We start from the raw sequence: 12,709 nt of genomic DNA, 5'->3' as shown, positions 1-12,709 counted from the left end.
GTGCTGGCCGCGGTGCTGGGCGTCAGCTTGGCGCAGGTCCCGCCAGGGACCCCCGCCGCGGCGGATTCCGGACGTCCTGCCATGCAGGAGCAGCGCCCACCTGGGCGGCCCCCGACGTCACCTCACGGCCGCTCGGCGGGGGACACGGTCTTGGCCGGGTCCCGCTCCGTGATCGGCTCGACGATCTCGTCGATCGCCTTCATCAGGTCGGCGTCGAGCTTCACGCCCGAGGCCTTGACGTTGTCGTACACCTGCTCCGGGCGCGTCGCGCCGACGATCGCCGACGAGACGTTCGGGTTCTGCAGCACCCACGCGATGGCCAGCTGGGCCATGGTCAGGCCCGCCTGCTCGGCCAGCGGCTTGAGCAGCTGCACCCGGGTCAGCACGTCCTCGTCGAGCCAGCGAGCGATGAAGCCCGCGCCCGACTTCTCGTCGGTGGCCCGCGAACCGGCCGGCGGCGGCTGGCCCGGCAGGTACTTGCCGCTCAGCACACCCTGCGCCATCGGCGACCAGACGATCTGGCCGAGCCCCAGCTCCTCGCAGGTCGGCACGACCTCGGCCTCGATGACCCGCCACAGCATCGAGTACTGCGGCTGGCTCGACACCAGCGGGATCTTCAGCTCGGTGGCCAGCGCGTGGGCGGCGCGGATCTCCGACGCCTTCCACTCCGAGACGCCGATGTAGTGCGCCTTGCCGGAGTGCACGATGTCGGCGAACGCCGTCATCGTCTCTTCCAGCGGGGTCGCGTAGTCGTAGCGGTGCGCCTGGTACAGGTCGACGTAGTCGGTCTGCAGGCGGGTCAGCGAGCCGTTGATCGACTCCATGATGTGCTTGCGGGACAGGCCCCGGTCGTTGCGTCCCGAACCGGTCGGCCAGAAGACCTTGGTGAAGATCTCCAGGCCCTCGCGGCGCTCGCCCTTCAGCGCGCGGCCGAGGACCGACTCGGCGCGGGTGCCGGCGTACACGTCGGCGGTGTCGAAGGTGGTGATCCCGCTGTCGAGGGCCGCGCGCACACACGCGTCGGCGGCGTCCTCCTCGACCTGCGAGCCGTGGGTGATCCAGTTTCCGTACGAGATCTCGCTGACGAGCATCCCGGAACGGCCCAAATGCCGAAACTCCATACGGAGACCCTATGCCGCCCAGTTCGGGACCCGCCATAGGGTGGATTGCTCTACAGAACCGGTTTCGTGTCGGCGAGCAGGCGGTCCAGCTCCTCCATGACGACCTGGCGGCTGGGCAGCTCCGGGTCGATGAACGGGCGGCCCTTGCGGTCCAGCGCGCCCCAGCGGCCGGACGGCCCGGCGATCAGGAACGCCACCGGGTGGATGACCAGGGCGGGGTGCACAGGCGGGACCACCACGGCGCCGGTGCGGTCCACCACGCCCTTGCGGCCGCCCGCGTCCACGATGGCCAGGCCCTCGTCGGAGAAGCCGTCGACGTAGCGGCCGTCGGTCAGCGCGGTCGCGAAACCGGTGAACTGGAACGGCACCACGGCCCGGCCCTGCTTGTCGACCGCGCCCCAGCCGCCCCGGCGCACCGCGGCCAGGCCGCGGCGGAACGGGCGCACGTCCTCGAAGCCGGTCGAGATGATGACCCGGCCCTGCTTGTCGATGGCGACCCAGTTGCCCGCGCCGTCGCGCGACACCCACGCCAGCCCGTCGGAGAACGAGCCCACGCCGAGCCAGCCGGCCCGGCCGTCGATGAGCCGGGTGCCCGCCTCGTCGATCAGCTCCCAGGTCTCCATCTCCGGGCGGCGTACCCACGCCGCGCCGTCGCGGAACGGCTGCACGTCGGCGAACGCGGGGGAGATCACCGTGCGGCCGTCGGACCCGGCGAAGCCCCAGCACTGCACCCGCTCGTCGAATCGCGGCACCGGCGGCTTGCTGACCTGCAGGATCTCGTCCATGCTGCGCGGGTACGGGCCCATGCCGTTCTCGGCGATCTTCATCGAGACGGCGTCGAGCGCCATCTCGGTGCGCGCGATCAGCTCCGGGTCCTCGACCTTGCGCAGTTCGAGGGCCTTCTCGAAGTGGTTGAACGCCTCCATGTAGCGGCCCTGGTCCAGGCAGGACCGTCCGGCGTGCTCGTGCATGGTGGCGCGCAGCCGGTCGGGCAGCTCGGTGGAGTTGGCCTCGGCGAACAGCTTGTCGGCCTCGGTGAAGTCGCCGCGCCACTGCAGCACGTGCGCCAGGCGGGCCTTGGCCAGCGCGATGCGGCGCAGCTCGCCGGTCGCCTCGGCGTGCACCAGCGCCATCTTGCCGTCCGACAGGGCCTTGGTCAGGTCGCCGAGGATGCGCGAGACCACGGCCCGCAGGCTGAGCAGCCGGGCCCGGGTCGGGTTGTCGGTGGCGGGGGTGAGCTTCTCGGTGAGCCGGTCGCGGATCTCGCGCAGCTCGTCCGGGTTGTCGACCAGCTCGCGCAGGGTCTCGTGGTGGAAGCGCCACTCGTACGCCGCCAGCACCTGCTCCGGGTCGGGACCCGCCTCCGGGGTGGCCTCCGGCTCCGGCTCGGCCGCCGCGGCGGCGGCCGCGGCCGCGTCACCGGTGACCGTCGCCGTCGTCGCCGCGGGCTCGGCGGCGGGCGTGGGCGCGGCGCCCGGGCGGACCAGCGGGTGCAGCATCGTCGGGGCGGACAGCGCGGTGGCCGCGCCGGCCGCGCTCGCGGAGACGGGCAGCACCGTGTCCGGGGTGGCCACGGCCGGGGTCTGCGGCGCGGCCGGGGAGACCGGGTTCGCCGAGACCGGCGCGGCCGACACGGGCGCGGGGGAGACCGGTGCGGCCGCGGCCTCGCCGGTGACCGTTGCGGCAGCGGGAGCTGCGGCCTCGGCGGGAGCCGGCGTGTCGTCGGTGATGGCGGGAATCATGCCGGTGTCCGAGGTGGAGTGGCGTCCGCGGCGACCCGGCGCGGCCTGCGCCTGCTCGGCCGGCGCAGGCGCGGCGGCGGCCGTCGGAGCGGCAGCCGGGGTCGGCGCGGCGGGCTGGGCGGGAGACGTCGGGGCGGCCTGCTGCGCGGGCGGGGCCGCGGGTGGCGCGGCAGCCGCCGCGGCCTGCGGAACCTGCGGCGCCACGGGCTGGCCGGGCGCCTGCTGGCCGGGCGCGGGGGCATAGCCCTGCTGGCCCTGTCCGGGCGCGCCGGGGTGACCCTGCGGCGGCATGCCGGGCTGGCCGTAGACCTGACCCTGCGGCGGCTGGCCGGGACGGCCCTGCGGCGGACCGTACGGCGGCTGGCCCTGCGGGTGCCCGTAGGGCTGGCCCTGCTGGCCCGGGTGCGGCTGGCCGTACTGCTGGGGGCCGTTCGGCTGCTGATTGGGGCCGCCGTAGACCTGCCCCTGCTGCGGCGGGCGCGGACCCTGCGGGCCGGGGCCCTGCTGCGGGTGGCGGCCCTGCTGGGGCGGACCGTACTGACCCTGCGGGCCGGGGCCCTGCTGCGGGTGCTGCTGCTGGGGGCCGCCGTAGACCTGGCCCTGCGGGCCGGGGCCGTTCGGGCGGTACTGCGGGCCGGGCTGCGGCGGCATCGGGCCGGGACGCCCGCCACGCTGCGCGTTCGGGTCCCAGTTGCCCTGGCCCTGCTGCGGCGGGCGCTGCCCGTTGGCGGGCGGGAACGGCCCGGGCGGGCCCTGGCCGGCCTGCGGCTGCCCGTACTGCTGGGGGCCGTTGGGGTGCGGCTGGCCGGGGCCGTACTGGCCCTGCTGCTGCGGGCCGCCCTGCTGGGGCGCCTGCGCGTTGGCGGGCTGCTGCGCGGCGGGGTCGGGCGAGTCCGCGGGCGGGCGCTGTCCGGGCACGCGCGACCACGGCGACGTTGGCGTGCCGGCCCAGGCCGGCGTGCCGCGGTGCCGCTCGTCGGTGCGCTCGTCGGTCACGCCCCACCTCGCCTGGTTCTGAGTCGCTTATGGCACAAATGCATCGCGAACCGGTTCGCCACGAAGGTATGGTCGCGCCCGGCCCGAAAAATGAATGCGGTTGCGAGTGGAGGGTACGGGGTGGGCTTCGTCACCGCCACTGCGGATCGGCTCACAATCCGAAACTTCACCGAGACGGCAGGGCTCTTCCGGACATTAGGTGCATCTGGCTTCCGGCGATTCTCCACATATCGCCAGGCGACCGCGGCGGCCACCGCCACCAACACCATGTTCGGCTTCCTGCGCACCTACGTCATGCTGGCCGTGGCCGGCTCCGCGGCGGCGCTCGGCGGGCAGGCGGCCGGCTACGACGCCCCGCAACTGGTCACCTACGTGTGGGCCGGGCAGGGCCTGATCGGCGTGGTGGGAATGTGGGGCTGGACCGACCTGGCCGACCGGATCCGCTCCGGCGACGTGGTCACCGACCTGCTGCGCCCGGTCCACCCCGTGCTCGGCTACCTGCTGCCGGACCTGGGCCGGGCGGCGTACGCCCTGCTCACGAGATTCGTCGTGCCGATCGTGGTGGGCGCGCTCGTGTTCGACATGTACCTGCCGCGGCGGCCCGCGACCTACCCGCTGTTCGCGGTGTCGGTGTTGCTCGCCGTGCTGGTCTGCTTCGCCGGGCGATTCCTGGTCAACGCGGCCGCCTACTGGCTGCTGGACACCCGCGGCGTGCTGATGGGCTGGGCGCTGTGCACCGGGGTGCTCGGCGGCCTGTACTTCCCGATCCGCTTCCTGCCCGACTGGGCGGCGACCGCTCTCTACCTGGGCACCCCGTTCCCGTCCCTGCTGCAGGTCCCGCTGGACGTGCTGGTCGAGCGCGACCCGCCGGTCGGGCAGCTGGGCCTGCTGGGCCTGCAGGCGCTGTGGGCCGCGGTCCTGTTCACGGCCTGTGTCGTGGTGCAGCGGCGGGCCGAGCGGCGGCTGGTGGTGCAGGGTGGCTGAGCCCGCGGCCGCGTCGACCGCGGCGATCTACCGGCGGCTGGTCGCCGCGCAGGTGCGCTCGCAGCTGGCGTACCGGGTGAGTTTCGTCCTCGACCTGGTCTCCAACGTGGTCTTCCTCGGCGCTGACCTGCTCACCGTGCTGGTGGTGTTCCACCGGGTGCCGGTGCTGGCCGGGTTCTCGCTGGCCGACACGCTGCTGGTGTTCGGCCTGGCGTCGCTGGGTTTCTCGCTGGCCGAGCTGATCGTCGGCAGCATCGACCGGATGCAGCGACACGTGCGCACCGGGCTGCTCGACGCCGTGCTGATCCGCCCGCTGGGCGTGCTGTGGCAGCTGCTGGTGCTCGACGTGGGCCTGCGGCGGGTGGGCCGGGTGTGCTCCGGGCTGGTCGTGCTCGCGATCGCGGTGCGCCTGGCCGGGGTGCCGCTCACGCCCGCCAACCTGCTGCTCCTGGTGATCACGCCGGTGGCCGGGGCGGTCTTCTTCGGTGCCATGTTCGTGGCCACCGCCACCGTGGCGTTCTGGTGGGTGGACTCCGGTGAGCTGAGCGCCGCGCTGACCCACGGCGGGCGCGACTTCACCTCGTACCCGCTGACCGTCTTCGGCGGCTGGTTCCGCCACCTGTTCGCCTTCGGGCTGGGCTTCGGCTTCGTGGCGTACTACCCCGCGCTGATCCTGCTGGACCGCCCCGACCCGCTGGGCGCGCCCGCCTGGCTGGGCTGGTGCGGACCACTGCAGGCGGCCGTCGCCGCGACCCTGGCCGCGCTGATCTGGCGCACCGGCGTGCGGCACTACCGCAGCACCGGCTCATGAACGACGACGGGAGGCACGGCGGCGTGAACGTGATCGAGGCCCGCGGGCTGCGCAAGGACTTCACCGTACGGGTGCGCAAGGGCCTGCTGCGCCGGGAACGCCGCGACGTCGCCGCGGTCGACGGCGTCGACCTGACCGTCCAGCGCGGCGAGCTGCTCGGCTACCTCGGCCCGAACGGCGCGGGCAAGTCCACGACGCTGAAGATGCTCACCGGCGTGCTGCACCCCTCCGGCGGGCGGGTGTCGGTGTGCGGGCTGACCCCGGTGCCGCAGCGCATCCTGCTGGCCCGGCGCATCGGCGTGGTGTTCGGGCAGCGTTCGCAGCTGTGGTGGGACCTGCCGCTGCGCGACTCTTACGAGCTGCTGCGCCACATCTACCGGGTGCCCGCCGCCGAGCACGCCGCCCGCCTGCGCCGCTGCCGCGACCTGCTGGAACTGGACCCGTTCCTGGACACCCCGGTGCGCCAGCTCTCGCTGGGCCAGCGCATGCGCGGCGAGCTGACCGCGGCCCTGCTGCACGGCCCCGAGGTGCTGTTCCTCGACGAGCCGACGATCGGCCTGGACGTGGTCAGCAAGCAGGCCGTGCGCGGCTTCCTGGCCGAACTCGGCGAGACCGGCGACACCACGATCGTGCTCACCACCCACGACCTGGCCGACATCGAACGGCTCTGCCGCCGCATCGTCGTCATCGACCACGGCCGCGTGGTGCACGACGGCGGCATCGACGCCCTGCATACCCGCTACGGCTCCCAGCGCCGGGTGACCGTCGACTTCGACACCCCGCCGCCTGCCCTGCCCGACCTGCCCGGCGTACACCTCGAGGCCACCACCGGGCCCCGCCTCACCTTCACCCTCGACACCTCCGCCTCCGTCGGCACCCTGATCTCCACCCTCACCACCCTCGGCAACCTCCGCGACCTCTCCGTCACCGAACCCGAAATCGAAGAAGTCATCGCCCGCCTCTACCGCTCCGAAGGAAGGGCACCTTCACAACGGAATCCGTAGAGGAAGGGCACCTTCTTAACGCGCCGCTGACTGTGCCGCTGGTGACATCCGCTTCCGGGAGCGGATCTTGTGCGGCTAGACTCGGTGGCGCACAGGGCCGCAAGGGGCACGCTGGTTGGGTGGGACGGCGCGCATCAACCGCGCCGTACCCGGAGCAGCTCTCATGTCCGCCCGTGCCTCCTACCGTGACCTCGTCCGGATCACCGGACCCTGGTTCCTCGTCCTCGCCTTCTTCGCCCGGCTGCCCGCCGCCATGGGCCCGCTCGGCGTGATCACGCTCGTCGTCGCCGCCACCGGTAGCTACGGCACCGCAGGGCTGGCCGCCGCGGCGTTCGGCGTCGGCGCGGCGCTCGGCGGTCCCGTCACCGGCAGCCTCGCCGACCGGTACGGCCAGCGCGCCGTCGGCATCGCCACCGCGATCGTCGACGCCGCCGCGTACGCCGCGCTCGTGCTCGCCGTCACCGGCGGCCAGTCCGTCGCGGTGCTGCCGCTCGCCGCGCTCGCCGGGTTCGCCATGCCGCAGGTCGGGCCGCTGGTCCGGGTGCGCTGGGCGGTGCTGCTCGGCGACCGGGGACAGCAGCGGCGGCTGCCCACCGCGATGGCGTACGAGGGAGCCGCCGACGAGGCGTCCTTCCTGGCCGGCCCGGCGCTGGTCGGCATCCTGGCCCTGTCCGGCTGGGCCGGCGCGCCGCTGCTCGTCGGAGCCGTGCTGACCGTGCTGGCGGCGGTGCCGTTCGCGCTGCACCGCACCGTGCCGCCCGTGCTGCGCGCACCCCGCGCGGATGCGCCGACTGGACCCGCTGTCGCCGAACCGGCCGACGCGATGCCGTTCTCGCGGGTGGCGGTGCTGGTCGCGGCCATGTCGGTGATCGGGATCGTGTTCGGGGCGACCCAGACCGGGGTGACCGCGTTCGCCGACTCGATCGGCTCGGCGGGCTCGGCCGGCCTGATCTACGCGGTGCTGGGCGTCGGCAGCGCCGTCGCCGGACTGGCCATGGCCTGGCTGCCGGAGTCGCTCGGCCCGGTCAGCCGGTACGTCTGGTCGGCCGCGGCGCTCGTCGGGGGCAGCGCGGCGCTGCTGCTCGCCCACTCCACGCTCACCGCGCTGGCGGCCGTCGTCGTGCTCGGCGTCACCGCGGCGCCGTACCTGATCTCCGGGTACGCCCTGGCCGGCCGGCTGTGCCCGCCCCGCCGCGCCGGCATGGTGATGACCCTGCTGGCCAGTGGTGTCGTCGCGGGGGTCTCGCTGGGCGCGGCCGTCGCGGGCCGGCTCGCCGACGCGTACGGCTACCGCGGCGCGTTCGCGCTGCCCCTCGTCGCCGCTCTGCTGGGGCTCATGCTGGCCGCGCTGGTCGCGCCGGGTCTGCGCCGCGCGGTGCACGCCGTGGACCGCGCCGACGCCGCGGCCTCCCCGCACCCGGCGAGCCGTCCCGCCGCCCTCACCTCGGCCTGAGTCCCGCGGCACCGCTTTCCGCCATGGCGGTGGTGGCCTGCTCCGGCGGAGCGGAGACCGCGGTCAGCGGCAGAGATCGCTGTTTCAGGCCAAGATCTGTGGTCTGGCCACAGGTTCTGACCTGCACGGTGCCAGGGTCGCGACACGCCGTCGGACCCGCCCATAAGTTCATGATCAACTCGGGCGGGTGGGCGGGCGGGCGGGTGGGTGGGGGTGGGTCAGAGCCAGCCTTGGGTGCGGGCGGTCTGGACGGCTTCCATGCGGTTGCGGGTGCCGGTCTTGCCGATGGCGGCGGAGAGGTAGTTGCGCACGGTGCTCTCGGACAGGTGCAGGCGGCTGGCGAGGTCGGCGATGGTCGCGCCGTCCGCGGCGCTGGCCAGGACCTCGCGTTCGCGTTCGGTGAGCGGGTTGGGGCCGGCGGCCAGCGCGGCGGCGGCCAGGGCCGGGTCGATGACGGTCTGCCCGGCGAGCACTCGCCGGATCGCCTCGGCCAACTCTTCGACCGGCCCGTCCTTGACCAGGAAGCCGCGCGCCCCGGCGTCCATGGCCCGGCGCAGGTAACCCGGCCGGCCGAAGGTGGTCAGGATCAGCACCTTGCACGACGGTGCGGCGGTGCGCAACTGCGCGGCGGCGTCCAGGCCGGACAGGCCGGGCATCTCGATGTCGAGCAGCGCCACGTCGGGTGACGCCGCCACGGCGGCGGCAGCGACCTCGTCGCCCCGGCCCACCTGGGCCACCACCTCGATGTCGGGTTCCAGGCCGAGCAGCAGCGCGAGCGCGCCGCGCATCATGCCCTGGTCCTCGGCGAGCAGCACCCTGATCACCGACGGCCCCCGGGCAGCACCTTGATCGGAAGCGGGCTCCGGCGGGCGGGCGGGCGGGTCACGCCGGGGCTCCGGCGGGCGCGGTGGCGCGCAGCACGAAACCGCCGCCGGACAGGTCCACGGTCGACAGCGTGCCACCGACCAGGGCCAGGCGCTCGGCCAGGCCGCGCAGGCCGTTGCCGGGCGACGTGTCGGCGGGGACGCCCCGCCCGTCGTCGCGCACCTCCAGCTGCCAGTGGTCGGTGCGGCTGAGCGCGATCACGCACGAGCCGGCTCCGCTGTGCCGGATGACGTTGGTGGCGGCTTCGCGGACCGCCCAGGCGAAGGCGTCGTCGACGGCGGCCGGCATCGCCTCGGCCGTGGCCCGCACGGTGGGCTCGATGCCCGCGTCGGACAGCGCCGCCCCGGCCGTGGCCAGCTCGGCGGCGAAGGCGCGAGCCCGGTATCCGCTCACCGCTTGGCGCACCTCGGCCAGTGCCGTGCGCCCGATCTGCTCGATCTCGGCGGCCTCCCGGGCGGCGGCGGCCGCGTCGCGCCCGGCGGTGCGGCGTACCACCTCGGCCTTGACGACGATCAGGGACAGGCTGTGGCCGAGCAGGTCGTGCAGGTCGCGGGCGAACCGCAGGCGCTCGCCCTCCACGGCGGCGCGGGCCAGCTCCTCGCGGGTCGCGCTCAGCTCACGGATGAGGCGCATCATCCGGCGTACCACCATGATCAGCGCGCCCGCCATCACGGTGTTGAAGACCGACTCGGCGATCTCCTTCGCGGGCTCGCCGTGCAGCAGACCCAGCGCGATCTGCGCCGCGACCATGGCGGCCAGCCACAGGTACGCCCAGGGCAGGGCATACAGCGCCACCCCGGCGGCGGCCAGGTAGAGCACCAGTCCCACCCAGCCGCCGGGTTGCCCGCCGAAGGCGGCGGCCAGCGCGAGCCCGACGACCGTGACCAGCCCGAGCAGCGCCTGGTTGCGCACGCCGGGCCGGGCCGCGGAGCTGAACCCCTGCACGACGACGAACAGGTACAGCCCGACGAAGGCGGCCAGGCCCAGCCCGGCCACTACAGGTGCGGAGACGTCGCCGGCCAGCACCGCGTGCGCGGTCGGGGCCAGCGGCCACAGCCACAGCGCGGCGAACAGCGCGCCCCGGCGCTGCCCACGGCGGCGCGCCGCGGTGGCGGCCGCCGAGCCGGGCGGGTGCGACGAGGTCGCGCCCGCCCGGCTCGGGCCGTCCAGGAACCGGGACATCACCGCAGCGCCGCCGAGCGGCGGTAGGCCCACGCCGCGAGCCCGCCGAAGAGCACGGCCCAGGCGGCGAGGATGGCGACCCCGCCCACCGGCGGCGCCTGTCCGGCGACCACCGACCAGCCCAGCTCGGCGAAGCGGTTGCTGGGCAGCCAGGTGGCGATCGACGCGAGCACGTGCGGCATCACTGCGACCGGCACGAACAGCCCGCCGAGGAACGCCAGCCCGAACACGCCCAGCATGCTCACCGGCTGGGTCAGCTGCGGCGGCAGCGTGAAGCCCAGCGCCAGCCCGAACGCGGCGAACGGCAGGCTGCCCAGCCACATCAGCACGACCAGCGCGACCCACTGCCCGGCGCTGAACGACACCCCGTGCGCGAACGCGGCGACCAGGCCCACCGAGACCACCGGCGGGATCGCCAGCAGCGAGGCCAGCAGCGCCTTCACGGCGACCACCTGGGTCGGGGCGAGCGGCGTGATGCGCAGCTGGCGCAGCCAGCCGGAGGCGCGCTCCTGGGACACCGCGATGCCGACGGACAAGGCTCCGACCAGCGCGCCGTACGCGGCCATGCTGACCATGAGGTATGCGGCGACGTCCACCCCGCCGACCTGGCCGGCGTCGCCGGAGCTGCCGCTGCTGATCGTGTAGATCAGTACCGGCAGCACCACGGTGAAGATCGCCATGCGCGGCTCGCGGATCAGGCGGCGCAGTTCGAAGACGAGATAGGCGCGCACGGTCACTCCTTGCCTGCGGTCGCGGTGAGGGACAGGAAGGCCTCTTCCAGGCCGGCGCCGGTGATCTCCAGGTTGCGCCAGGAGTGCCCGTCGGCGAGCAGGGCGCGCACGGTGCTGTCGGAGTCGTCGCAGCGCAGCAGGGCGCGCTCGCCGCGGGTCTCCGCCTCGACCACGCCGGGCAGCCGCCGCAGCACGTCGAGGTCGGTCCCCGCGCGGTCGAAGCTGACCGTACGCCCGCCGGTGAGCTGCCTGATGTCGGCTCCGCTGCCGTCGGCGACGACCCGGCCACGCGCGATCACGATCACCCGGTCGGCGAAGTCGTCGGCCTCCTCCAGGTAGTGCGTCGCGAACAGCACGGTGCGGCCGGTGGCGGCGTAGCGGCGCATGGCCGCCCAGAACGCCTGGCGGCTCTCCACGTCCAGCGCGGCGGTCGGCTCGTCGAGCACGAGCAGTTCGGGATTGCCGGCCAGGGCGAACGCGAAACGCACCCGCTGCGTCTGGCCGCCCGACAGCTTGTCGAGGCGGCGTCCGGCCAGCGCGGTGAGGTCGGCCGTGGCCAGGATCTCCGCCGTGGGCAGCGGGTCGCGGTACAGCGCGCGGGCGAGTTCGACCAGTTCGCGGACCGTGGCGTTGGCGGCGAAGCCCGACTCCTGCAGCATCGCGCCGACCTGGCCGGCCCGCACCGCCTCGGTCGGGCTGCCGCCGAACACGCGTACCGTGCCGTCCGTCGGCTCCAGCAGGCCGAGCAGCATGTTGATGGTGGTGGACTTGCCTGCTCCGTTGGGGCCGAGCAGCGCCACCGTCTGGCCGCGGGCGATGGACAGGTCGATGCCGTCCACCGCCCTCACCGGGCCGTAGTTCTTCGCGACCGCTTGCAGCCGCACCGCTTCCGTCATGCGTCCGACGCTAGGCGGAGCCGGGACGGCCGGGCAGATCCGGCGATCCCGACTCCGGCAGGACAGATGTCCTAGGCCTTGGTGGGGACGACCGGGTCACCGATCTTGACCTGCGGGTTCGGCATGCGCATGCGGCGGAACGTGATGGCGCGCATGACCGCGTACATGTACAGCGAGCCCATGCGCTGCGTGGTCTTGGGGTAGTTCGCCTTGACCAGCTTCTTGATCTTCCGGCAGATGAAGACGCTGTCGACGACCACGGCCAGCGCCAGCAGCAGCCAGATCACGTTCGCGGCCAGCGCGATGCGGGGGTCGCGGACCTGGATCAGGAAGAAGATCAGGAAGGCGCCGCCGAAGAACCAGGTGCCGACGGTACGCCGGGAGTCGACGTAGTCGCGCACCAGCCGCCGCTCCGGTCCCTTGTCCCGGGGCAGCAGGTAGCGCTCGTCGCCCGCCTTCATGCCGGCCATGGACTCGGCCCGGTCGGCGCGCATCTTCTCGCGCTGGCGCTTCATCGCCTCGCGGCGGTTCGCCGGCGGCGGCTCGGCCTTGCGGCGCTGAGCCTCGGTGCGCTTCGGCGTCGCCTTGCCCTTGGCGGGCGTGTACGAGCGCGAGGCGCGCACGATCTCCGTGGCCTCCGGCTCTTCGGCCGGGGTCGCAGCGGAAACGTCGGTGGTCTTGCGGGAGAACAACGGCACGCAGCAAGGGTAGCCGACCCGCGGCCGCGGCCGACGGCCACCGCGTGGCGACCTGTGACGAACAGCTCCCGCCCAGCCCTCCGCCCGTCCGCGCGGGGCGCGCGCCCGTGCCTAGAAACAGACGTTGGCCTATCTCATCGAGTTTTGTTGTTAAAACAAGCTGGTGTTGGGCCAACCCTAGCGATAGGTAGTTAACCCCAGTGTTA

11 protein-coding genes are annotated in these 12,709 nt (G+C 73.9%); 4 read left to right on the top strand and 7 right to left on the bottom strand.

Going from position 1 to position 12,709, the window contains the following annotated elements:
* Positions 1 to 122: 122 nt before the first annotated feature.
* Together AB0B35_RS41615 and AB0B35_RS41610 are read right to left on the bottom strand one after the other, a co-directional pair.
* Positions 123 to 1,121 carry an aldo/keto reductase family protein gene (locus AB0B35_RS41615; RefSeq protein ID WP_361057282.1) on the bottom strand — a complete coding sequence of 333 codons (999 nt, stop codon included), beginning with the start codon at positions 1,119 to 1,121 and terminating at the stop codon, positions 123 to 125.
* Between the two features lie 50 nt (positions 1,122 to 1,171).
* Positions 1,172 to 3,859 (bottom strand): WG repeat-containing protein, encoded by a 2,688-nt coding sequence (locus AB0B35_RS41610; protein WP_361057279.1) that lies wholly within the window; start codon positions 3,857 to 3,859, stop codon positions 1,172 to 1,174.
* 267 nt (positions 3,860 to 4,126) lie between these two features.
* On the opposite strand from AB0B35_RS41610, the gene AB0B35_RS41605 reads away from it, so the two are divergent.
* The 4 genes from AB0B35_RS41605 (at position 4,127) to AB0B35_RS41590 (ending at position 8,111) form a co-directional block, all read left to right on the top strand.
* Positions 4,127 to 4,843 carry an ABC-2 family transporter protein gene (locus AB0B35_RS41605; protein WP_361057275.1) on the top strand — a complete coding sequence of 239 codons (717 nt, stop codon included), beginning with the start codon at positions 4,127 to 4,129 and terminating at the stop codon, positions 4,841 to 4,843.
* The gene (locus AB0B35_RS41600; protein ID WP_361057272.1) at positions 4,836 to 5,654 is read left to right on the top strand and encodes an ABC-2 family transporter protein; all 819 of its coding nucleotides are present in this window, start codon (positions 4,836 to 4,838) and stop codon (positions 5,652 to 5,654) included. The genes AB0B35_RS41605 and AB0B35_RS41600 overlap by 8 nt, the downstream gene beginning before the upstream one ends.
* A 23-nt stretch (positions 5,655 to 5,677) precedes the next feature.
* A complete protein-coding gene (locus AB0B35_RS41595; RefSeq protein WP_361057285.1) occupies positions 5,678 to 6,658 on the top strand; it encodes an ATP-binding cassette domain-containing protein in 981 nt (326 codons plus the stop codon).
* A gap of 163 nt (positions 6,659 to 6,821) precedes the next feature.
* Positions 6,822 to 8,111 carry an MFS transporter gene (locus tag AB0B35_RS41590; protein WP_361057269.1) on the top strand — a complete coding sequence of 430 codons (1,290 nt, stop codon included), beginning with the start codon at positions 6,822 to 6,824 and terminating at the stop codon, positions 8,109 to 8,111.
* Positions 8,112 to 8,329: 218 nt separating this feature from the next.
* Here AB0B35_RS41590 and AB0B35_RS41585 read toward each other — a convergent pair whose 3' ends face one another.
* The 5 genes from AB0B35_RS41585 to AB0B35_RS41565 all read right to left on the bottom strand — a co-directional run bounded on the left by AB0B35_RS41585 (position 8,330) and on the right by AB0B35_RS41565 (position 12,503).
* On the bottom strand, positions 8,330 to 8,935 hold the full coding sequence (locus tag AB0B35_RS41585; RefSeq protein WP_361057266.1) for a response regulator transcription factor: 606 nt from the start codon (positions 8,933 to 8,935) through the stop codon (positions 8,330 to 8,332).
* Positions 8,936 to 8,993: 58 nt separating this feature from the next.
* Positions 8,994 to 10,211, bottom strand: a complete 1,218-nt coding sequence (locus AB0B35_RS41580; RefSeq protein ID WP_361057262.1) for a histidine kinase — start codon at positions 10,209 to 10,211, stop codon at positions 8,994 to 8,996.
* Positions 10,178 to 10,909, bottom strand: coding sequence for an ABC transporter permease (locus tag AB0B35_RS41575; protein ID WP_361057259.1), 732 nt, complete (start codon positions 10,907 to 10,909; stop codon positions 10,178 to 10,180). Before AB0B35_RS41575 ends, AB0B35_RS41580 begins: the two co-directional genes overlap by 34 nt.
* A gap of 2 nt (positions 10,910 to 10,911) precedes the next feature.
* Positions 10,912 to 11,805, bottom strand: coding sequence for an ABC transporter ATP-binding protein (locus AB0B35_RS41570; RefSeq protein WP_361057256.1), 894 nt, complete (start codon positions 11,803 to 11,805; stop codon positions 10,912 to 10,914).
* A 71-nt stretch (positions 11,806 to 11,876) separates the two neighbouring features.
* Positions 11,877 to 12,503: a DUF3043 domain-containing protein gene (locus AB0B35_RS41565; protein WP_360537261.1), complete on the bottom strand. Its 627-nt coding sequence runs from the start codon at positions 12,501 to 12,503 to the stop codon at positions 11,877 to 11,879.
* Between the last annotated feature and the right edge of the window lie 206 nt (positions 12,504 to 12,709).

It is taken from the genome of Catellatospora sp. NPDC049133, from assembly GCF_040648455.1.
In the GTDB taxonomy this organism is placed as follows: domain Bacteria; phylum Actinomycetota; class Actinomycetes; order Mycobacteriales; family Micromonosporaceae; genus Catellatospora; species Catellatospora aurea.
Note: the sequence above shows the minus strand (reverse complement) of the source record. Positions and strands in the feature narration are given on the sequence as shown.

Bases quoted from the DNA above. Each gene is read 5' to 3' on its own strand.
- AB0B35_RS41615 (WP_361057282.1), bottom strand. From the start codon at position 1,121: ATGGAGTTTCGGCATTTGGGCCGTTCCGGGATGCTCGTCAGCGAGATC.
- AB0B35_RS41590 (WP_361057269.1), top strand. From the start codon at position 6,822: ATGTCCGCCCGTGCCTCCTACCGTGACCTCGTCCGGATCACCGGACCC.
- AB0B35_RS41605 (WP_361057275.1), top strand. From the start codon at position 4,127: ATGTTCGGCTTCCTGCGCACCTACGTCATGCTGGCCGTGGCCGGCTCC.
- AB0B35_RS41570 (WP_361057256.1), bottom strand. From the start codon at position 11,805: ATGACGGAAGCGGTGCGGCTGCAAGCGGTCGCGAAGAACTACGGCCCG.